The organism is Allobaculum sp. Allo2 (assembly GCF_022701175.1).
Lineage (GTDB): Bacteria > Bacillota_I > Bacilli_A > Erysipelotrichales > Erysipelotrichaceae > Allobaculum > Allobaculum fili.
Genome location: NZ_CP078088.1, coordinates 457,863 through 478,574, shown reverse-complemented (window position 1 = coordinate 478,574; position 20,712 = coordinate 457,863). Strand labels below are relative to the sequence as shown.

The window sequence follows — 20,712 nt, the reverse complement described above, 5'->3', positions numbered from 1 at the left end:
CGGAATATGAAAAGAACAGCACGCAGAGCTATGCGCTCTATTCAACCACATCGAGACCGGCTTTCTTACGGGCAATCTTCAGCAGCTCTTTAAGGCTGGCGAGATCACGGTAGCCTCTGGCTTTCAAAACCGGCTTCTTGTCATAAAAGAAGATGAGTGTGGGCAGAGAATCGGCACCATACTGATCGCACAGATCGCCAAACCGGTCGCTGTCGACCTGCGCGATGGTCAGTGAATCCGAAAACTGCTGATCCGCTTCTTCCAGAACCGGATGAAACATCTGACACGGACCGCACCAGGATCCGTAAAAATCCATCAAAACCATGCCGTCTCTGGACAGAACGTCTTCAAATTCGGCTTCACTTTCAATTTGAATCAATGCCAATGTCATTAAGTTAAGATTTCTCAGACCACATCAGCGTTAAGCAGTGATGTGGTCTTTTTCTACTCTTCAAGTCAAATCTCGAATGATTCGAGTTTTTCACTTTTTCTAAAAATCTATTGACAAATTTCTGCCGCCGCGCGGCTGCTTCGCAGCCGATGGGGAGAACTTAAAGGAGTTTTCCCTATGACTGCTATCGCCAAAGAATGTTCTTTCTTCAGAAACACCTTCCTCAATATCATCAGCTCAGAAACGGCGAACCCTGCCAATTTTACTTCTCAGTCCGCCTTCACCCGTAAGCGGCAGATTGACCTGCATGAGCTTGTCCTTCTTCCGTTTCAGCTGACAGAGGAATCCTCGCTGCTTCCTTTCCCTGGATCCTGTTTAAGGGCGGATCATCTGTTTCAGCCTCTGCTGTGTCTCAGGCCCGTTCCAAAATCAACTCTTCACTTTATAAAAACGTCTTCAATCGGTTTAACAAGGCAACTTCCAGCTCTGATGTTAAAACCTTCAAGGGTTATCGCCTCCTCGCTGTAGATGGAAGCGAGATTCAAGTTCTTCCTGAACAGGACAATGACATCACCTATGGCGCTTCTAAAAAGGCAAGAAGAGGCACTTTGTTCATTTGAATGCCGAATTCGACGCCCTCAACTCCGTCTTTACTGACGCGCTGCTTCAACCCGGCTCTGAGAAGAATGAAGATTCAGCTCTTCTTGAACTCGCTCAGCGTTCTTCATTTCAGAAAGCCATCTTCATCGCTGATCGGGGATACGAAGCTCTTATGTCTTTCTATCGCCTGCAGAAGGAACATGTCCCTTTTGTCATACGTATCAAAGACGAGACATCATCTACAAGCATTCTCAAGTACTATAAGACTCCCGAGTCAGAAGAGTATGACATTCCTTTCAATGTGATTCTGACCAGTAAAAACAACAGGCATGTCAAAGACCATTGGGATGTCTATAAGTACATCTCTTCGTACAGGAAGCAGCCTGAATTTGACGGTCAAACGACTGAACTCCCTTTAAATATCAGGGTTGTGAGGTTCAAAGCTGCCTGCGAAGGGAATGAATCATTCATTACCGTCTGCACCAATCTGTCGGAAGCTGAGTTTGGGACCGAGGACATCAAGCAGATCTACCGTCTGCGCTGGCAGGTTGAAGTCGGCTTCAGGGGACTGAAACGAAACACCGATCTTGAATGGACTCATTCAAGGAAGCTTGATCTGGTCCAGGCAGAGATCTATGCCAAAATGACTCTCTACAATCTTTGTTCCCGTTTGCGCAACAAGGTAGAAAGATCTCGTCAGCACCAGAAGCGCATCGCTCAGGCCAAAAAGCACAAGCAGAAGGCAGATTTCGGATTCATCATCAAAACGATTCAACAGTGGCTGTTCAAAAAAGCCAGAATCAGCTTGAGTACACTGGAAGATCTTCTTCTGGCCAGGATATCTCCGATCAGAGAAGGAAGAGCTGATACCAGAAAGAAGAAGTGACAGATTTGAAAACCGAAAAGTCATCAGGATGATTTTTTCAACAGGTAGAAAATCATCCTTTTCGTCATGCCTGAGACGCAAAATATAAGAAATGACAACGCTCATGAACAGGGTATACGATTTTTATCCCTCCTTAACTTAATGACATTGGAATCAATGCCATAAAAACCGCCTCCAGCATCAGTGTAGCGTCTCGTAAAGATCGAGAAGCCGGCTTTTGCTCAAGACGGTTTTTCAATGGCTCTATCGAAATTTCAGATCGGAGAATTCATGCGATTTCCGTTTTTCTTCTCCGTATATGTGCTCCGGATATCCGTATATGTGTTTCGTATGCAGGAAACGTACCGATTTTTTACAGGGGCAGATTTCTATTTCCCATTCGGTTTTCCTCCGGATTTTTCAGTCCAGATTTATTTGGACGAAGAATCGTTTTAACCGTCGCCGCGTTTTGCGCGGGTTCCGGGTCTTTGGCAGGATCGGCGTCCTTCGCTGGATTCGGCTCTTTGACCGGATTGGACGGCTCGGATGGCTTTATCGATGCGGCGGGCTTTTCTGAAGAATCCGAAACCTGACTCAGCGCTTTCGAAGCGGCTTCGGCATTTTTTGAAGGTCTTCTCGTTCTTCTTTTGTCGGCGATTCGAGATTGGCCGGACTGGAAGGACGAATGTCTTCATCGGTCATGTCGTAGGCACAAAGCAGCGCGTCCAGACGGCGGCGCAGATCTTCATCATCGCGAATCATCTGTTCGACTTCCACCTGCGCTTGAGGATTTTCATCCACCGACTTGCGCAGTTCCATCATTTCGGAACGCATTTTCTGAACAACGTTCTTGCTGGCGTTTTTCTGCCCCTTTCGTTTGATTCCTTTTCGCGCTCCTGCTCCTGTTCGCGTCTGGCTTTGAGTTCGGCCAGATCGATTTTGGCAATCTTATAGACGGAAGCCATCAGAGGCACGCCGAGGATCATGCCCAGTACGCCAAAAGCGTACCGCCGACGACGATCGTCATCATGACGTAAATGCCGGGCAGACCGACTTTATTTCCGATAACACGCGGGAAGAAGACGTTGGATTCGATCTGCTGAATGATGCAGAGGAAAATCAGGAAGATCAGACACTTGGTCGGCGAAATGGTAAAGATAATGAACGCGCCGATGCCGCCGCCGATAAAGGCGCCGACCATCGGGATCATGTTGATAACGCCGACAAGAATGCCGATCATCGTCGCATACGGCAGCTGCAAAATCAGCATGCCGACTATGCACATCGTCGAAAGAATAGCCGCTTCAATAATTTCGCCCAGAATGAACGATTTGAACGAGTCATTGACAATGCGCAGGTCGCGGGTCAGATGCGTCCGTTTTGGCTTGGACACGTAGAGATCGACAAAGGTGTAATAGCCTTTGACAAAGCGTTCCTTTTCCGCCAGAACATAGGAGGCGAAAATCACAACTACAAACGTATTCACAAAAAAGCTGACAAAGGAGGACACCAGGTTCATCGTGCTGTCCATCACATTGGAGCCGCCGCTTCCGTTGGTCAGAAAGCGGACAATCACTTCAAACGTCTGATCCCAGTCAATCGGGTTGGCTTTCAGCTTTTCGAGAAGCGAAGGGTAGTTGTGCAGAAGCTTTTGCAGGAGCGTTTCCACTTCGTTGAAATACTCCGGTGCTTCGCTTGTCAGCATGCGCAGCGCGCTGATCAGGTTTGGAATAATGATCGACAGAATCAGGATGATGATCAGAAACATCACCAGAAACGAAGTCAGAATGGCCAGCGCTCTGGCATGATTCTTCACAAACGGCTTATCGGATTTTTTCAGCCGGTCTTCGACCGGGCACATGATCAGATTCAGCACGAAGGCCAGAGCAGCCCCGCCAAGCAGAGAAGTAATCGATCGAAGCAGGATATCGATGCCGGAAACAACATAGGAAAAGTTTGTAATGAACAAAATCGCCAGGACGACAATGACTCCCATCATCCAGAGCGTTCTGTACTTTTTAAAGATTTTCATGGGCTTTTTCCTCGCAAATTACAGTTTGTTTTCACACAAAAAGAGTCAGGCGATTTCCAGGTTCTGTCGTATAGATCCTGAATTCAGGACATGGATTTTTCAGAAACCACAGACCGATCCCCAGACAGATCGCGGAGACAATGAGCATCCAGAGAATTCCCCAGAACAGAGAAACCATGGACAGGGCACACGCCAGGAACAGAAATACGCAGCCAAGAATGCCGGCAGTTTTTTCGAGACAGGTCGCATACAGGACTCTCCTTTGCTTGTTGCTTATTGGTTAATCATACCATTGCATTTTTTAGAGAAGGCAGTTTTCCTGCTTTCTTCCCTTTTGCAGCGCATCCATTTTCTCTGGATCCCGTCGGAATGAATCCGGGTTATTCGAGCAGAAAAACGAACAGAAATCCGGCAATTCAGGCGAGAATCGAACCGGACCAGAACCGAAAGATTTCAGGACGGCCGGTCTTTCGAGCGGCTTTCCTTTAATGGACAATTTTGTGAGTTTTCATATCATTTTGTGAATTTTCCTCTATAATTTTGGCTCATACTGATCCAGCACGTATGGTTTTTGAACAGAAGAAAGGAGAGAGACGATGACCGCACAAAAGAAACCCCGAAAAAGACACCGCCGCCCCTCCAGGCCGTCCGCACGGACTGCGCAAGCGCGCTCTGATTTTCCCTGCGCTGCTTCTGCTGCTTTCCATCGGATGCTCCATCTTCATCCTCACCCGTCAAAGCGATATTCCCCAGACGCAGCAGGAACTTGTTGCCTTAGTCGAGCACCAGGCGGCTGCCGAAGGCATCAGCGACCATCTGCGCGAACTGAAGGCGATTGTTACGGTGGAATCCAACTGGTCTGCCGAAGATGTCTTTCAGTCCAGCGAGTCCCTTGGCCTTCCGCCCAATTCCCTTTCGACCGTTGATTCGATCGAACAGGGCGTCCATTACTACCATACCCTTCTCGAAAAAGCCGCCGAGCTCGGTGTAGACCAGGATGCCGTTTTTCAGGCGTACAACTTTGGCAGCGGCTACCTTGATTTTGTCGCCGCCAACGGCGGCGTCCATACCCGCGCACTGGCCGAAGAATTTTCCCGGATTCATTCCGAAGGAAAAGTCGTCTCCTACCCCAACCCCATCGCCATTGCGGCCAACGGAGGCTGGCGCTACGAATACGGCAACATGTTTTATGTCGACCTGATCCATCAGGCTCTGGCCACCATTACCTGATCCAGAATTTTTCCCTCTGGAAAATATTGTCAGATGCATCCGTCGCCCGGAGCGTCTGGCTTTTTTCTGGGCTGGTCCCGGCGGTTTACGGCTTTTTCCTGCCAATGCGGGCTGCGAATCTGCATGCGGCCTCTCGATTTCCGATCCGCCGTACAGTGCGGACAATACGGATTCTACGGACCGTATGGCCTGTACGTTTTCGTTTTTCAAAACAAAGCTGCTCCTGGCCTGCGTGCAGGTCCATGAGCAGCTTTATCTTTCGTATGTATGAATGGGTTAAAGGAGACAGAATCGAATCGGTCCGACCGATACGATTGGTCTCTTTAAGCGCGAGGCTTTCGATTATTGCGTTTTGCGAACCGGGCTTACTTTTCTTCAGCAGCCTGGATGAATTTCATCAGTGCGTTTTCATCCATGTAGCCGGCAGTAGCCAGAACCGGTTTGCCGTCCTTGAAGAAGACGAGCGTTGGAACGGACTGTACTTTGAAGGCAGCCGCGATTTCCTGCTGCTTGTCGATGTCGCACTGGGCTACAACAACTTTGCCTTCGAGTTTTTCAGAGACGCTTTCGAGAACAGGATGCAGCATTTTGCAGGGGCCGCACCAGGTCGCGAAGAAGTCCACGAGTACTTCAGGATGGTTTCCTACGATTTCCTTGTAGGTATCAACAGAATCAATATGACGAATAGACATGATTATTACCTCCTGTCCATGTACTGGACATTTGGCCGAATAGGAAAGGAAGCTGTATGCCGGTACAGTCACAGTTCCTTCCGGCTGATTCCTATTATACGAATATCCGCCTCTCTGCTGGGTTTTAGCGCCCGCCCTCTGTAAAACCCAAAAGAATTTGTCTAGTTTAACTCCATAAAACAAACCGCCCGGATCTTTTGCGGATCCAGGCGGAAAAATGGAGTTTTCAATGGATAAGTCTGCGATTTACTGATCGCCACTCGGAATTTCGTTGAAGGCACCTTCGCCGCCTTCGCCTGTACCCGGATCCGCCGGAGCCGGTTCAATCGGGACTTCTGTCGTACCCGGATCGATGGGCTCTTCCTGAACGGGATATGTGTAGGAAGGCGTCTGGGACGGATCGACGTAAACCCCGCCGTTTTCGTTGCCGTAATCTGGCGGAAGAATCGGGCCGATGGGCGGCTCGGTCTGGTTGGTCTGGTTGAGTACATGCTTGGAATCTTCGGAATCTTCGCTCTCTGCCGGAATCTGAGGCACACGGCCTTCCAGAACGTCTTCAATCAGGGAATGCGCGGTATTGACGTCTTCTTCGTAAACGAGCGTGACGGAAGCCGCTGCGCCAAGCGCTGCCGACATCTGCGTATCGCTTGCGCCGGTCAGGGCGTAGCTCTGGATGTTCCAGGACGGGAACGAGCTGACTTCCAGGCGAATCAGATCGCGGATCTGGCTGGACGGCATGTTCGTCGTAAACGCGGTAGAAAGCGCGGTCAGCACTTTCGGATAGTTCACCAGCATCGACGGGGACATGACGGAGCGCATGAGCGCCTTCATGACCTGCTGCTGGTTGCGGATGCGCTGGTTGTCGCCGTCGAGATAGGCATGGCGCTCACGGGCAAACGCCAGAGCCCGCTCGCCGTCGAGATGGTTGACGCCTTCGTGCACGCCTTCGGTACCGTTGGCGTAAAAGCGTTCGACTTCCAGACCCGGTTCGACTGTGATATCAATGCCGCCGACTGCGTCGACCACATTGATCAGCGAGGAGAAGTTCACCTGTACGGTGTAGTTGATTTCAATATTGAGGAAATCTTCAATGGTAGATTCGGTTGTGCCGATTCCGTAAATGCCCGAATGGGTCAGCTTGTCGTACTGACCGGCCGCATAGCCGCACGCCGTTTCGTTTTTCCGGCAGGAAAACGGCATGTAGGAATCGCGCGGCAGGGAGACGAGAAGCACTTCGTGCGTTTTCGGATTGACCACCGCAAGCATGTTCACGTCCGTACGGGACTTGGACATGAGCGTTCCATAGTTATCGGAACCGGAAATCATGACCACAAACGGATCCTGCGTAATATCCGCAACCGGATCCGCTTCGTTTTTCATATCTTCCGGAATGTCTTCGTAGTACAGATACTGATCCACCGTATTGGTCAGCGTCGTCAGCGCGCCATAGCGGTTGTAGTCGTTGGCCGCGTCGAGCAGCGAGGAATGGAACTGTTCCGGCAAAACGACCGCTACGACATTGTCTGCGTAAAGCGCGTCAACCAGCTGATACTGATCGGCGAATTCAAGAATTTCGGCGTCTTTCATGCCCTTGCTTTCGAGCTGGGCCAGCGCCGCTTTCGTTCCTTCTTCATCCAGCGTCGGAACGGTACCGATCCGCTTTCCGCTCAGGGAAGCCGGATCTTTTAAATCGTAGCCTTTGGTCGAGTACGTCGTCACCGTTACGGCCATTTTTCGCCCAGGCCAGCCGCGTCATCGAGAATGGCGTTGGTCTGCGAATCGGAATCGTCACCGTCTTTTCCGGAATGGTTCGCCGTATGGCGCGTACCAATGATGGAAAAGAAGTCCGCGGTCTGCTGGATATACCAGCCGCCAAGAACCGATACGCTGCCAAGCGCAACCGACAGAATGACCAGAAGCGATTTCGCCCAGGTCTTTGTCCGCCGGCGGAACAGTCCCCAGACAATAACGACAAGCAGAAGAAGCTGGAAGGCGCCAAGAACGCTCAGCTGAATCGTGCTGAACACGTCCAGGCTGAATGCCTCGAACATCAGATAGACAAATCCGCCAGCCAGAAAAAGCGAGGCAACCCATGCCAGAACCCGCATGGCTTTTGACGGTTTCGCGGGTTTTCGGCGCGATGGTCGTTTTTGGGCATAATCTTCTCCTCCTCAAAAATCTGTTTCTAATCTTACCATACGAAAAAGATGAATTCTCTCTTTCATTCGCTTTATGTACGGTTTCTTTAGCGCCCCAGTCCGTACACGGACCAGAAAAGAAGGTCGACTCTGCGCGCCGCAGACGCTTTTTCTGCCGCTCGATCGGAGCGATCAGAACGTCCGGCAGGTGTGCAGCGCATCAAGCCAGCGTAAGTATTCGCGCTCCATTTCCTTCTGGTTATCCTGCGGAACAAACGAACGTTCGACTTCAATATTCAGATCGTCCCAGTTCCAGAAGCCGCACGCCAGACCAGCCAGATAGGCGGCGCCAAGCGCCGTCAGCTCATTGATTTCAAAGCGGTCGACTTCCATGCGGCAAAGATCCGCCTGCTTCTGCAGCAGGAAATTGTTGGCGGCAGCGCCGCCGTCCACTTTCAGAATCTGAATGGGAATGCCCGAATCGGCTTCCATCGCATCCAGAACGTCCTTGACCTGGAATGCCATGCTTTCGAGCGCCGCCCGGACGAGTTCATCCGTTCCCGTCGAAAAGGTGAGACCGACAATGACCGCCCGTGCCCGTTCGTCCCAGCTTGGCGCGCCCAGACCGACAAAAGCCGGAACTATGTAGACGCCGGTACTGCCGGCACGCACCGCCATTTCTTCCGTCTGACTGACGGAGTAAAAGAGGTGAAGCTTGTCGCGCATCCACTTGAGAATGGATCCGGAAACAAAATCGAGCCTTCCAGCGCATACGTGACCTGATCGCCGATTTTCCAGGCGATCGTGGAAAGCAGGCCATGGCGGGAACGGACGATTTCCGATCCGGTGTTCATTAACAGGAAGCCGCCGGTTCCATACGTGTTTTTTGCCATGCCTTTTTCCAGACACAGCTGACCGAACAGCGCGGCCTGCTGGTCGCCGACGATCGAGCAGATGTCGACTTCCTGTCCAAAGAGAACGTGCGGCGAAGTCGATCCGTACACCTGCGACGTGGAAACGATTTTAGGCAAAATGGCTTTTGGAATATTGAAGCGCTCGAGAAGTTCGTCATCCCATTCGACGGTTTCGATGTTGCAGAGCATCGTTCGCGACGCGTTGGTCGCATCGGTCACATGGACTTTCCCGCCCGTCAGATTCCAGACGAGCCATGTATCCATCGTGCCAAACAGAATTTCACCAGCTTCCGCTTTTTGCGGGCGCCCGGAACATGATCGAGCATCCAGACGATTTTGGATGCGGAAAAATACGGGTCAATGCGCAGGCCGGTCTTGCGGCGGACAAACGGTTCCAGTCCTTCGTCTTTCCATATATCGCAGATCCCCGCGCTTTGCCGGGACTGCCAGACGATGGCCTTGCAGATGGGCAGGCCTGTACGCTTATCCCAGAGAATCGTCGTTTCGCGCTGATTGGAAATGCCGATTCCGCGAATCCGCGAAGGATCTGCGGACGCTTTGTTCAGTACGTCCGCCAGAACGCCCAGCGTGTCGTACCAGACTTCCATGGCGTCCTGTTCGACCCATCCGCTCTGGGGATATTCCACTTTGCATTCTTTCTGCGCCATGGCCTTCATGTGCTGTTCGTGATCAAACAGGATGGCGCGCGTCGATGTCGTGCCCTGGTCGATCGCCAGGATATACTGATTGTCATTCATATTCATTTTTCGACACCCGGACAGCCTGTTCTGGAACCGCTGCTGTAAAGATGCGGCGTTTTTGCCAGATTTTTTCGGCTTTGCCAATCGGATGTCTTTACCTCTTTCTTGATTTTATCGACTTTGGAGGGCGGCGTCGCTGAAGACTGGCTCATGCCTCAAGGCTTTTTCTTCTTTGCGGGCGCCTGTCCGATTCGACGCTCTCCGACTGGGTTTGGCCTGAGACAGGTCCCTTCTTTTTCTACAATATTTTTATGAGGCTAAAACGAAGGTTAAACGTATCGTTCCAAACTGTAAGCCGCCTCATCGTGTCGACGCGTAAAACCCTTCCATACAAAGAAAAAGAGCACGTCGGACGTGCTCCATGAACGGCGGAAAAACAATCCATATTTAATTAGAACTTTCCCAATGAGCTTAACTATACAAATCGCTCGTTTTTGAAATTTCATCCCATCAGAGAGCCTTTTTCCGAGGCTCTCTTTTAATTTTCCCTGGCTCAATGACCATAACTACGATTAACGAGCTTTATTAAGCAAAATTATAAATCAATTCGATTCTGAGAAATTTCATTTTGAATATAAAAATCCTCCCTGTATAGGTCATTTAATGGTATAATAATGATAGAATTACACTATACAAAAAGGAGCCGAAAATGTCTGTCCCAGCTGATATCCGGGCCGTCGCCCGTCCCAAAAATACGATTGTTTACGCTTATGGAAAAACAAAGATCGATACGCTGTCAAACAGCGAGTCGGCTGTATTCGCAAGAATGGCCATTGTTATCCAGTCGATGGTCCTACTATCGGCCACATCATTAATGGCAAATTCGTACCTCTTGAAGAACCGACTTCTCCAGCGGTTCATACATCTAAGACAGTTCTTAAAGACTGGGCCAATGTTGAGCTCTGTTACAGGCAGTCCGCTGAATTGATGGAAGAACTGCTTCAGGTCTATAACCGTCAGGACGCCGATAAGATTCTGTGCATGGCCATTCTTCGCGTCTGCTATCCGCATATCAAAGACTGCGAACTCAAAGAGAGTTACGATGAGTCGTTTCTGACGGAGCTGATGCCAGAAACCGCGATGAGCAAGAATACGATCAGTACATTTCAAAAGATCTTGGTAAAACATGCAACCGAATTCTGAAGTTCATGAAAACCGGGCAGCCAAAGTTGGGATTGATGATCATCTTCTGATCGATGGAACACTGAAGTCGAACGACTCCAGACAAAACACGCTCTCGGAGTTTTCCAGAAAGGCCAGACTGAAAGGAAGACGGGATATTTCCGTACTTTATGCATTTGATCTGGAAAAATGGAGCCCATCTGTTCGCAGTGCTTTCCCGGCAATATGCTCGATCTGACATCCTATGACAGTTTTGTGAAACAGAACGGTATTCAAAGCGGAATTATGGTTGGTGATAAAGGGTTTCCCGTCAAATCGATCGAAGAAGTCCTTAAAGACTGCCCGCAGCTTCATTACTTCAACCCGCTTCATCGGAATGCCAAGCTTGCCTTCGATCATGAGATGTATAACTTCGAGGGCGTGATCGAAGGCTGCTGCGGCTTTCTTGGGCAGATGGAACCGATTCAGTTTAAGAAAGAGAAGCTGTCCAATAAGGGAAAATGGCTCTACAGTTTCCGTGATCCGAGAAGAGCGGCTCAGGAGGAGACGGACTGGCTGGATAAGCATCGTAAAGATAAGTACGATTTCGAAGAATACGAAAAGAAAAAGCGTACATTTGGAACAGTGGTCTTTGAATCAGATGTCGATCTGTCTCCGGAAGATGCCTGGAAGACCTATAGTTATCGCTGGCAAATCGAGATCGTTATGCGGTACTACAAGAACGCCCTCGGCTTTGATGTAACCAGAGTCCATGATGACTACTCAGTGATCGGCAGCGAATTCATTGATTTTCTGTCGACCGTCATCACGTTCAGACTTTTGAACCTGTTCGACGAAAAAGGCCTCCTTGAGGACATGAGCTATAAGAAAATCATGCATATCCTGCAAAGAGGCAAAAGAATAAAAATGATAATGAGTGGGAACTGATCAAGATGAATCCTGGTCAGATAGAAATTCTTCAAAAACTGGATCTGATTCCACGACCAGATCCAGTAGACCAGCCCAAAAGGAAACGTGGTCGTCCACGCAAAAATCCGACCGTATAGTTTAGCTGATTGGGAAAGTTCTATTTAATCCATCGAATTTAATTTAATCCGCAAAATTTAATCCGTGTAATCCGGGAAATGTATTCCGAAAATTTCCACCCGAATAGAAATAACGTTTTGAAAGACGGCAGCTAGTCTTCTCTGGGCAGGAAGGCAATCCCGCAGGCACCGGGACCGACATGCACGCTCAGCATCTGAGAAATTGCGGCCGTCTGCGCAAGAATCTCCTGTCCGACGACTTCACGCAGAGCGCTCTGCAGGTCGCGCATCGGCTGTTCATCCAGACCGGTATAGCCCACAAACACCGGGCGATTCTCATCGATGCCGCAGTCTGCGGCGAGTTCGGCCACGCGGCGAATTCCCTTTTCGTACCTCGCGTTTTGGCACAGGCTGTGATTTCTCCGTTTTCGTCAATCGTCACCAGAGCCCGTACGCCCGCAAGATCGGCCAGAGCCGCTTTGGCTGGCGAAATCCGTCCGCCTTTCTTGAGATATTTCAGCGTGGGAAGCATCGCAAACAGACGTACCTGCTTTTTCTCTTTCTCGATTGTCTCAATAATCTCTTTCGCGCTTTTCCCCGCATTTCGCAGTTCAAGCGCGCGGGCAACGAGAACGCTTTGCGAAAGGCAGGCCTGTCCGGAATCGATCAGATGGACGTTTTCCTGCCACGCTTCGTGATCAAGCAGAGCCAGTCTGGCGGAATTGTACGTTCCGGAAAGCGAGGAAGAAAGCAGCAGAGCGATCACTTCATCTCCTCTGGATGTCAGTTCTTCAAACACCGCTTCAAAAGCGCTCGGCGAGGGCTGACTGGTGCTGAGTACATTCGACTCTTCTTCGAGAAGGGCGAAAAAGTCCTCGTTTTCAATCGGGTGATCGAGCAGCTTTTCGTTGACGCAAATGGGAAGCGAAACGACGCGAAGGCCTTCCTGTTCCTCTTCCTTTAATTCCTGAGCACTGTCGGTAACAATCCAAATCATAGTCTGTGTTCCTTTTCTTTTTGTGTTGGATATGCCTTCCTGTACGGAAAGGCTTACGCGTTTTCGTTTTTCCCTTTTCGGTACGGCGGGAAGGCTCCGTGTCGGCATGCGCGTTCAGCGCCTGTTTCTTTTCCTGAATCATTTCCTCAAGCCGGGCACTGAGCTGATTGGAAAACTGATAAAACGCTTCCCACTGCTCCATCTGAATGCAGGCGTGGGCGCCTTCAAAGATGTGCTCGCATTCTCGGGCGAGATATTCCATGCGCTCCTTGCCTTTGGGGCTCAGCCGGTAGCGGGCGCGATACTGGCTGGTATCTTCCTTTTCAATCCAGCCGCCGGCGCAGAGTTCGCGCAGAGCGCGGGAAATCTGGGCCTTGTCGGTTCGGGTGATCTGGATCAGCCCTTCCGGGTTCAGGCCTTCTTCGCTGGAATACAGGGCGATCAGCACATTGAGATCGGAGCCGCGAAGCCCTTCCTGCTGCATGTACAGCAGGCGAATCCGGTTCATCTGCTTTTCCAGAGCGCCTACCGCATTAAAAACTGAAGAATCTTATCCGTATGTGACATGCCCGTACTGTAGACGTCTTTTGTTGATAGATCAACAATTTAATTGTCCAGAGGCTCGATTTTGCGGTTTTGGATGCTTTGCGAAAGATCGAAACCGTTTGCACAAGGAAATCGACCAATGCGCTTTCCGACATCCCTTGGATTCTTTTTGATGATCCTCATGCTTTTTCATCCATTCGTCTGGCTGCCTGAAAAGGTTCTGGGCGACACCAGAGCATTCGCCTATACTGAACGGGATCAAAAGGAGAGAGCCTATGGCAGAAATCAGTACTTGTTCAAAACGAATTTTACGGAAAGCCGGCCTGGCGGATCTGGAAACGCTCTGCCGCTTTTTCCAGAACGTCTGCAACCGCCTGAATACGCGAATCAACTATCCGCTCTGGAACTGGGGGATCTATCCGGATGAATCGGTGCTTCATGAGGCAATCGTTCAGGAAGAAATGGTCGTCTTCTGCGAAAAAGAACGCATTGTGGGCGCTGCGCGCATCAGCCCGTATCTGGAAGGCATGGACGCCTTTGAATGGACCGACTCGCGTTTCAACTGCATTCATCTTTTCTGCATAGACCCGGATTTTAGCGGCCAGAAGCTGGGTGATGTCTTTCTGGGCCAGATTTTAAGTCAGCTTAAAAGAGGGCTATGCATCTGCGCGTCTCAATCTGATCGCGGGCAATGCGCCGGCCAGAGCGCTGTACGAGCGCGCCGGCTTTCATTCCAAAGGTACGAGTGAAGTTCTTCTCGAAAAAGAAGGCACATTGCCTTTTGAACTGATGGAATACATTTTTCCTGTACAAAACGGATGAATTCGACCAGTCTGCCTGCAGGCAGACTTTTCTTTTGTGAAATGGCCAGTATTTCCGGTTTTCTCGCATGGCTTTCGGATTCGATGTCACTTTTTATCATTCCTGTTTGGATAACCGAACGGATACCGGAAAGATTATTGCTCAATCCTTTCCATTTCCTTACAATAAAAGAGAACGCTTTCATTTCGTTTTCCATTAATTTTCATCACTGGAATTCATGGATGGCGAGATGATTTTTCTTTATCTAGAGTCGATCCGTCTTTCTTTTGCGATCTTCTTTGCGCAGGACCGGGCCCCTGCTGACGAAAAAATTCGAATGCCTGTCTCAAACCGACAGACGTTTTGCACTGGACGCATTTCACAAGGAAAACCGGATGGATTTCGGGCACAGATAAAGACACTGCAGAAAGGAAAACTATGAAAAGAAGAACGAATCTGCTTGCAGTCCTTCTCAGCGTGACCATGACGGCCTCCGCAGCCGCTTCCTCTTTCCCTGTTCTTGCACAGAGTGACGCCGACACGGTTATGCCGGCGGATGCGTCGCTCGTGGAAGAAACCATTTCCTTCAGGAAGACGACAGGAACGACCAATAAGTTCACCTTCTCTTCCGGAAACTGGGAAGCGGGCAGCGATGCCCATACCTGGTCAAAGACACCGGATGCGGCCAATCCGTCCGCTCTCTGGTATCAGGTTGATTTTGTCGGCAGCGAAATCACCGTCTATGCCGGCAAGAACCATCCGATGGGCAAAGTGGAATACTTCATCGATGGAGAATCCCAGGGCGTCTACGATCTGTATAACGCCTCCAATATCAATTCCACTCGGATCGCGACTTTCAGCGGCCTCAGCGAAGAAGCGCATGTGTTCAAAGCCGTCGCAACGGGCGAGAAAAACGCTTCCGCCTCCAATACGCTGATCGACTGCGCCAACGTGGTCATTAAACATGCGCCGTATACGCTCACTTCGATTTCAAGTGAAGAAACGCATTACGACCTGTACGCCGGAGCCGAACAGCAGCTGTCGATCGCGGCTGTACCGGACTATGCCACGACAGGCAATCTGACGTACACCTCGAGCGACAGCGAAATTGTGAGCGTATCGAGCACCGGTCTGGTTCAGGCGAAAAAGCCGGAACCGCCACCGTCTCGGTAACGTCCGACACTCTGCCGGCTGCCCAGCCGCTGGTCATCTCATTTACCGTAACCGAGGCTCAGGCGGAACTGTCCGGTTCCATTGTCGATACGAACCATCAGTACACCCAGAGTACGTACGATTCCGTCAAGACGATGGGTACGCTCTCCAAAACGCTGAGCGCCTGGAAAACGACAAGGCCGTCAGCCAGCTCGTTCTGGTTTCGAAAAATGCGCCGCTCACCAATCTGTCCATTACCGCTTCCGACTTAAGCGGAACCGGTTCGTCCAAAATTGCCAAAGAAAACGTAAAGCTCGATTTCATCCAGTCGACCAAAGCCTATAATGGTTCCTTCCTCGGCTACGGCAGCACTACCCGTCCTGTTCCAGCCGATAACGGCACCAACCGTTCGGAATCTTCGGACATCCTGAATGGCAATGCCCCCATTACGCTGGCCGCTTCGCGCGTCCAGCCGGTCTGGGTAGAAATTGCGATTCCAGAAGACACAGCAGCCGGAACCTATACCGGTAAACTCAGCGCCACCGCCGACGGACTGGAACATCCGATTGAATTCACCTACACCGTCGCGGTACGCGACGCCGTTCTGCCGGATGCGACTGACTTCAAAAATTCCTTTGACATCGAACTCTGGCAGTATCCGTATTCTTCCGCGGAATATTACGGCGTTACGCCATTCAGTGACGAGCATCTCGAACTGCTGCGTTCCAGCATGGAAATTTACAAGGAAATCGGCGGTCATGTCATTACCGCGACGATTTCTGAAGAAGCCTGGTCCGGTCAGACGTATTCCGCTAACGACATCCACTATCCGTCGATGGTCAAGTGGACGAAAAATGCGGACGGAACGTTTACCTACGATTTCACCGCCTTCGACAAGTGGGTTTCCTTCTGCAAATCCATGGGAATCGGAGACAAGATTGTGCTTTACTCCATCGCTCCGTGGCACGGAAGCTTTACGTACTGGGACAACGGCACGCTTGTGAAGGAAGCCTTCACCGCCGGCAGTGCACGCTACAACGAAGTCTGGGGCGATTTCCTCGAGAAAATGGGCGCCCATCTCGTTCAGAAAGGCTGGTTTAACGACGCTTATATCGGCATCGATGAGCGCGGCTTCAACACCAGCGCCTTTGATCTGATCGACAGCACGCAAATTTCCGACGGCCAGTACACCGTCACCTTCAAAACGACAGGTTCGATGGACGGCTTTACCAACGCCAGCAAGTTCGCCATGGCGCTTCGTCTGACCGAACTGAACGTCGGCGACAATGCCGCAGCTGCCCATTCGAAGGAATTTGCGGATCTCGTTGCCCAGCGCGACGCCAAAGGCCTGCGCACTGCGCTTTACTCCTGCACCGAGCACAGTCCGGGCAACTTCTCGCTTTCCGCGCCGGTAGAATCGTACTGGAGCGTCATCAACGCCTCCGAAAACACGGACGGCTTCATGCGCTGGGCATACGATGCCTGGGTTGCCGATCCGCTGCGCGACACGACCCACAACGCCTTTGAACCGGGAGACTGCTTCCTTATTTATCCGGATGAAAAAGAGGCAAAAACCCGACGTCCAAACGTTCGCTGCGTCTGGCCCGCATGGCCGAAGGCGTACACGACGCCAACAAGCTGCGCCAGATGGCTGAGGAAGTACCGGATCTCGAAGGCGCGATCCAGTCGCTCTACGATTCCCTGACGACCGTCGCCGGAACTGCGCATTCCTATCTTGGCGAAGCCAAAGTCAATACGATGGGATCGGAAATGGACGCCTTCAAGGAAGGCATCGACACTCTTACAACGCAATACATCGGCAAAAAGCGAACGCCACGGATACTGTGACTTCCGTAACCATTACCCCGCCGCAGTCGACTGCACTGCAAATCGGCCAATCGCTGCAGCTGGAAGCCGTCGTAGCCCCGGATACGCTGACCGATCATCGCGTTACCTGGTCTTCTTCGGAAAGCAGCGTGGCTTCCGTAAATGCAGACGGTCTGGTCACCGCAGCAGGTACCGGTACAGTGACCATTACCGCAGCTTCCGTCAAGGATCCGACCAAGACCGCGACGATCACCCTGAGCGTTTCGCGCGGCGGCATCGAGGAATCCAAACGCTATTCCGCCTATTCCTTTGAAAACAGTGCCAATGACCTGTGGGGAAACCGCAACGGAACCCCGATTGTCGAAAGCGGTCTGTCCTATGTGGACGGCTATTCCGGCAAAGGCCTGCACATGAATGCAGGAAGCGGCTTAAGCTTTACGAAATCGGAAATTGGAAACAGCGATCCCTGGACAATTACGTACTGGGTCAAAGCCGATACGATCACCGGCAAATCCCTGATCACGCAGGACAGCGAAGAAAAATTTGCGACCGCGCTCAAGATGGCCGACGATCGATACTCCGGTTTCCGTGTCGGTACCAGCAGCGCCGATGTGCTCACCTTTGCCTACGGCTTTGAAGCCGGCCAGTGGTATCACGTGGCCTGGACCCAGTCGAAGACAAACGGCCTGAAGCTGTACGTCAACGGCGAAGAAGTCGCCACAAACACCTGGACCACGAACAACACGACCGTCATTCCTTCCGATATTCTCGGTAAGAGCGACTTCGCGGGCACGGTCGATGAACTGCGCATTTACGATGCCGAACTGACCAAAGCGGAAATCGGCATCGATCAGCTCAAACCGGGTCTGAACATCACCGTCCGCAATAAGACGCTCCAGATTTCCAAGGACAGTACACCGACCTGGCAGATTCCCGTTACGCTCAACAGCGACGAAGAACTCGAAATTACCTATACTTCGAAAAATCCGGAAGTAGCCACGGTCAGCAGTACCGGCGTGGTTACCCCAGTCAAGGCAGGAACAGCCCAGATTGAAGTCAAAGCCGGCACGTACACGGAAACCGTCACGATTACCGTAGAACGGCAGATCACGCTGATGAAGACGGTTCCGTACTACGATCTTCCGGAAAAATTTGTGACCGACGTCCATAAACCGGCCGACGGCGATGCCAATCAGTACTTTGGCCAGCCGGATATGATCCGTACAAATACCGGCCGTCTGATCACCGCCTTCCCGCAGGGACACGGCCATGGTCCGCTCATCATGAAATACTCCGACGATGACGGCGAAACGTGGATTCAGAAAGACGACATTCCGACAAGCTGGGCAACGTCCATGGAAACGCCGACGATGTACGTTCTGAATCTGGCCGACGGAACTGAGCGCATCATGCTCATTACCGCGATGCCGAACTGGTCTGGAAACCAGAACGGCGGCTGGCGCACCTCCTATTCCGACGACAACGGCGAAACCTGGACTGAATACCAGCTGTTCCATCCGAAAAATGATGACGGCAGCAACCGCTGGACGATTGTCGGCATGTCGAGCCTCATTCAGCTCAAGGATGGAAACGGAAACGACCGCCAGGCGTGGATGGGCATTTACCACGATTACAGCTACACCAACTACAAATCGATTCTGACGTTCGATGAAGACGGAAACGAACAGTGGAGCGATCCCGAACCGATTCTGACTCCGTATCGAAACATCGAATCCGCCAATCAGCTTTGCGAACTCGGCCTGTTCCGCTCCCCGGACGGCAAGCGCATCGTCGCCCTCGCCCGCAATCAGACGCACCAGGGCTACGCCATGATGACGTACTCCGATGACGAAGGCGAAACCTGGAGCAAGCCGGCGAACCTGCCCGGAAACCTGGCTGGCGAACGCCATAAAGTCGTTTACGATCCAATCAGCGACCGCCTCGTCATTACGTACCGCGACATTGTCTACGACAAGGACGGCAACGGCATCCACGACAACTCCAACGACTGGGTAGCCGGCGAATGGGTAATGTGGGTTGGAAGCTACGAAGACCTCATGACACAGGGCGACGGCGATTACATGGTAACCATCGCCTACGACTATGCGCCGAATGAAAAATCCGGTGATACCGGCTATGCGGGTCTGCTCGTTCTCGATGACGGCACCCTCATGATGGACAGCTACGGTCACTTCGACGAAGAGTATTCCAAAACCATGGAAGCAACGTCCGTACCGACCGCTGCTACATTAAGTTCGCGAAGTTCAAGCTCGGCGACATTGAAGAAACGTACGGTCTGACCGATAAGAGCGCTCTGCGCACGTACGTAAACGGTTCAGCGATTTCTTCCGTTCGCGAAGCCGACTTTACAGCGGAAAGCTTTGCGCCGTTTAAGGGTGCGCTCGAACAGGCGAATACGATTCTTTCCGGTTCTTCCTACCAGCAGATCGAAGTCGATCGCGCACTGAAAGCTTTACAGGATGCGTATGCCGGACTCGTTCCCGCCGATGGACTGAACCGAAAGCCGCTTGAGATGGTCTGCGCCAAAGCCGATCGTCTCAACCTGTCCAGATTCCGTCTGACCAGCGCGCAGAAAGACGCGTTCAATCAGGCGCTCGCGCAGGCACATGAAGTTCTGAGCAGTTCCTCGACAACACAATCCGCGCTCGACGCGCAGGCCCTGGCGATGCAGAACCGTCTGCTGGCCCTGCGTCTTAATCCAGGCAAGGAAGCGCTCAATACGCTGAAATAGTCTTTGCCTGCACGCTTTTCCCAGAACTGTAAATTCATGCAGACATTCCTGTCTGTTTGAAAATGAACGTTTTCTCGCCTCCGGACCTTCTGGCGTCCGGAGGCGTTTTTTCTGGAGCAGGCAGACACCCCCTTTGCGATATGCCATACTGGACACAGCTTTTCCAGACCGGAAATTTTAAAACCATTCGGCCAAAACGTATACGCCGGCCAAAAAGAAGAAGGCGCCTGAAAGAATAAGCCGATCGAATAGATATGCAGAAGAAGATAAAGCGGAAAAAGGAGATTTGGCTATGCGAAAAACCACACTGTTTATTGCGATGAGCCTGGACGGCTATATTGCCGATGCAAAGGGCGGCGCAGACTGGCTGGACGGACAGGACCCAGATGCAGTCGCCGAGGATTTTTATGCCGAATTCATCAAAACGGCGGATACGGTTCTGATGGGCTGGAACACGTTCGATCAGATCGTGCGGGAACTTTCGCCTGACGAGTGGCCTTATTCCGGTCTGAGCACGTACGTCTTTACCCATCGAACGCTTCCCGATTCAAAAGACATTCACTTTACGAAAGAAGATCCATGCACCCTTCTGAAGCGTCTGAAACAAGGCGAAGGAAAAGACATCTGGATTTGCGGGGGCGCCCGTCTGATTGAGGGCATCGTACAGGAAGAGGCGATCAATCCGTTCTGGATTACAGTTATTCCTGTGCTGCTTGGCGGGGGCATCCGGCTGTTTCCGACGCTTAAAGCGCCGCAGGAACTGGCCCTGGTTCATGTACGCCATTCCAACGGAATGGTCGATCTGCTCTATCGAAAACGATAAGTTTTCCTTTGGCGTTACTGCGCATTTGGCTCGTTCTGTCTAGC

Annotated in this window: 25 protein-coding genes and 1 pseudogene; 14 read left to right on the top strand and 12 right to left on the bottom strand. The window is 51.4% G+C overall.

Annotated features, from left to right (window positions below):
• Positions 1–37: 37 nt before the first annotated feature.
• The gene (locus KWG61_RS02910; RefSeq protein ID WP_230268519.1) at positions 38–379 is read right to left on the bottom strand and encodes a co-chaperone YbbN; all 342 of its coding nucleotides are present in this window, start codon (positions 377–379) and stop codon (positions 38–40) included.
• A 419-nt stretch (positions 380–798) separates the two neighbouring features.
• Here KWG61_RS02910 and KWG61_RS02905 point away from each other — a divergent pair, with 419 nt between their 5' ends.
• Positions 799–1,011, top strand: coding sequence for a hypothetical protein (locus KWG61_RS02905; RefSeq protein WP_242744878.1), 213 nt, complete (start codon positions 799–801; stop codon positions 1,009–1,011).
• A complete protein-coding gene (locus tag KWG61_RS02900; protein WP_242743677.1) occupies positions 1,008–1,877 on the top strand; it encodes a transposase in 870 nt (289 codons plus the stop codon). Before KWG61_RS02905 ends, KWG61_RS02900 begins: the two co-directional genes overlap by 4 nt.
• Before the next feature lie 573 nt (positions 1,878–2,450).
• Here KWG61_RS02900 and KWG61_RS02895 read toward each other — a convergent pair.
• Positions 2,451–2,690, bottom strand: a complete 240-nt coding sequence (locus KWG61_RS02895) for a hypothetical protein (protein ID WP_242744877.1) — start codon at positions 2,688–2,690, stop codon at positions 2,451–2,453.
• A 148-nt stretch (positions 2,691–2,838) separates the two neighbouring features.
• Complete coding sequence (locus KWG61_RS02890; protein ID WP_242744876.1) at positions 2,839–3,888, bottom strand: AI-2E family transporter; 1,050 nt, start codon at positions 3,886–3,888, stop codon at positions 2,839–2,841.
• Positions 3,889–4,545: 657 nt separating this feature from the next.
• On the opposite strand from KWG61_RS02890, the gene KWG61_RS02885 reads away from it, so the two are divergent.
• Positions 4,546–5,118, top strand: a complete 573-nt coding sequence (locus tag KWG61_RS02885; RefSeq protein ID WP_367614318.1) for a lysozyme family protein — start codon at positions 4,546–4,548, stop codon at positions 5,116–5,118.
• A gap of 365 nt (positions 5,119–5,483) precedes the next feature.
• Here KWG61_RS02885 and trxA read toward each other — a convergent pair whose 3' ends face one another.
• The 6 genes from trxA to KWG61_RS15845 form a co-directional block, all read right to left on the bottom strand.
• The gene (gene trxA, locus KWG61_RS02880; RefSeq protein WP_230268440.1) at positions 5,484–5,810 is read right to left on the bottom strand and encodes a thioredoxin; all 327 of its coding nucleotides are present in this window, start codon (positions 5,808–5,810) and stop codon (positions 5,484–5,486) included.
• A 246-nt stretch (positions 5,811–6,056) separates the two neighbouring features.
• Complete coding sequence (locus KWG61_RS02875) at positions 6,057–7,541, bottom strand: LCP family protein (RefSeq protein ID WP_242744875.1); 1,485 nt, start codon at positions 7,539–7,541, stop codon at positions 6,057–6,059.
• On the bottom strand, positions 7,532–7,918 hold the full coding sequence (locus KWG61_RS02870) for a hypothetical protein (protein ID WP_242744874.1): 387 nt from the start codon (positions 7,916–7,918) through the stop codon (positions 7,532–7,534). Before KWG61_RS02870 ends, KWG61_RS02875 begins: the two co-directional genes overlap by 10 nt.
• Before the next feature lie 222 nt (positions 7,919–8,140).
• Positions 8,141–8,674, bottom strand: coding sequence for an FGGY-family carbohydrate kinase (locus KWG61_RS16985; RefSeq protein ID WP_367614246.1), 534 nt, complete (start codon positions 8,672–8,674; stop codon positions 8,141–8,143).
• On the bottom strand, positions 8,590–9,126 hold the full coding sequence (locus KWG61_RS16980) for an FGGY family carbohydrate kinase (protein WP_367614245.1): 537 nt from the start codon (positions 9,124–9,126) through the stop codon (positions 8,590–8,592). The genes KWG61_RS16985 and KWG61_RS16980 overlap by 85 nt, the downstream gene beginning before the upstream one ends.
• The gene (locus KWG61_RS15845) at positions 9,099–9,620 is read right to left on the bottom strand and encodes an FGGY family carbohydrate kinase (RefSeq protein WP_256460761.1); all 522 of its coding nucleotides are present in this window, start codon (positions 9,618–9,620) and stop codon (positions 9,099–9,101) included. Before KWG61_RS15845 ends, KWG61_RS16980 begins: the two co-directional genes overlap by 28 nt.
• Positions 9,621–10,550: 930 nt before the next feature.
• Here KWG61_RS15845 and KWG61_RS02860 point away from each other — a divergent pair.
• The 3 genes from KWG61_RS02860 to KWG61_RS02850 are packed head-to-tail and all read left to right on the top strand — an operon-like array spanning position 10,551 to position 11,672.
• Positions 10,551–10,766: a hypothetical protein gene (locus KWG61_RS02860; RefSeq protein ID WP_242743373.1), complete on the top strand. Its 216-nt coding sequence runs from the start codon at positions 10,551–10,553 to the stop codon at positions 10,764–10,766.
• The gene (locus KWG61_RS02855; RefSeq protein ID WP_242744873.1) at positions 10,750–10,983 is read left to right on the top strand and encodes a hypothetical protein; all 234 of its coding nucleotides are present in this window, start codon (positions 10,750–10,752) and stop codon (positions 10,981–10,983) included. Before KWG61_RS02860 ends, KWG61_RS02855 begins: the two co-directional genes overlap by 17 nt.
• Positions 10,971–11,672, top strand: coding sequence for a transposase (locus KWG61_RS02850; RefSeq protein ID WP_242744872.1), 702 nt, complete (start codon positions 10,971–10,973; stop codon positions 11,670–11,672). The genes KWG61_RS02855 and KWG61_RS02850 overlap by 13 nt, the downstream gene beginning before the upstream one ends.
• Before the next feature lie 306 nt (positions 11,673–11,978).
• Here KWG61_RS02850 and KWG61_RS02845 read toward each other — a convergent pair whose 3' ends face one another.
• The gene (locus tag KWG61_RS02845) at positions 11,979–12,767 is read right to left on the bottom strand and encodes a DegV family protein (RefSeq protein WP_242744871.1); all 789 of its coding nucleotides are present in this window, start codon (positions 12,765–12,767) and stop codon (positions 11,979–11,981) included.
• Positions 12,652–13,251 (bottom strand): MarR family transcriptional regulator, encoded by a 600-nt coding sequence (locus KWG61_RS16975; protein ID WP_367614317.1) that lies wholly within the window; start codon positions 13,249–13,251, stop codon positions 12,652–12,654. The genes KWG61_RS02845 and KWG61_RS16975 overlap by 116 nt, the downstream gene beginning before the upstream one ends.
• Positions 13,252–13,588: 337 nt before the next feature.
• Between KWG61_RS16975 and KWG61_RS02835 the strand changes: the two genes are divergently transcribed.
• A complete protein-coding gene (locus KWG61_RS02835) occupies positions 13,589–14,062 on the top strand; it encodes a hypothetical protein (RefSeq protein WP_242744869.1) in 474 nt (157 codons plus the stop codon).
• A gap of 490 nt (positions 14,063–14,552) precedes the next feature.
• Positions 14,553–15,287 carry an Ig-like domain-containing protein gene (locus tag KWG61_RS02830; RefSeq protein ID WP_242744868.1) on the top strand — a complete coding sequence of 245 codons (735 nt, stop codon included), beginning with the start codon at positions 14,553–14,555 and terminating at the stop codon, positions 15,285–15,287.
• 247 nt (positions 15,288–15,534) lie between these two features.
• Here KWG61_RS02830 and KWG61_RS02825 read toward each other — a convergent pair whose 3' ends face one another.
• Positions 15,535–16,026 (bottom strand): hypothetical protein, encoded by a 492-nt coding sequence (locus tag KWG61_RS02825; RefSeq protein ID WP_242744867.1) that lies wholly within the window; start codon positions 16,024–16,026, stop codon positions 15,535–15,537.
• On the opposite strand from KWG61_RS02825, the gene KWG61_RS02820 reads away from it, so the two are divergent.
• From KWG61_RS02820 to KWG61_RS02800, 6 genes and pseudogenes are all read left to right on the top strand, one after another.
• Positions 15,907–16,971, top strand: a complete 1,065-nt coding sequence (locus KWG61_RS02820; protein ID WP_367614316.1) for a DUF4091 domain-containing protein — start codon at positions 15,907–15,909, stop codon at positions 16,969–16,971. The genes KWG61_RS02825 and KWG61_RS02820 overlap by 120 nt on opposite strands.
• Positions 16,914–17,114 carry a hypothetical protein gene (locus KWG61_RS02815; RefSeq protein WP_242744865.1) on the top strand — a complete coding sequence of 67 codons (201 nt, stop codon included), beginning with the start codon at positions 16,914–16,916 and terminating at the stop codon, positions 17,112–17,114. Before KWG61_RS02820 ends, KWG61_RS02815 begins: the two co-directional genes overlap by 58 nt.
• Complete coding sequence (locus tag KWG61_RS02810) at positions 17,111–19,393, top strand: Ig-like domain-containing protein (RefSeq protein ID WP_242744864.1); 2,283 nt, start codon at positions 17,111–17,113, stop codon at positions 19,391–19,393. Before KWG61_RS02815 ends, KWG61_RS02810 begins: the two co-directional genes overlap by 4 nt.
• Positions 19,342–19,578: pseudogene (locus KWG61_RS16970) on the top strand (hypothetical protein); the annotation flags it as partial. The gene KWG61_RS02810 and the pseudogene KWG61_RS16970, both read left to right, overlap by 52 nt.
• Before the next feature lie 48 nt (positions 19,579–19,626).
• The gene (locus tag KWG61_RS02805) at positions 19,627–19,845 is read left to right on the top strand and encodes a hypothetical protein (RefSeq protein ID WP_242744863.1); all 219 of its coding nucleotides are present in this window, start codon (positions 19,627–19,629) and stop codon (positions 19,843–19,845) included.
• A 292-nt stretch (positions 19,846–20,137) separates the two neighbouring features.
• Positions 20,138–20,668, top strand: coding sequence for a dihydrofolate reductase family protein (locus tag KWG61_RS02800; RefSeq protein WP_230268093.1), 531 nt, complete (start codon positions 20,138–20,140; stop codon positions 20,666–20,668).
• Positions 20,669–20,712 lie beyond the last annotated feature (44 nt).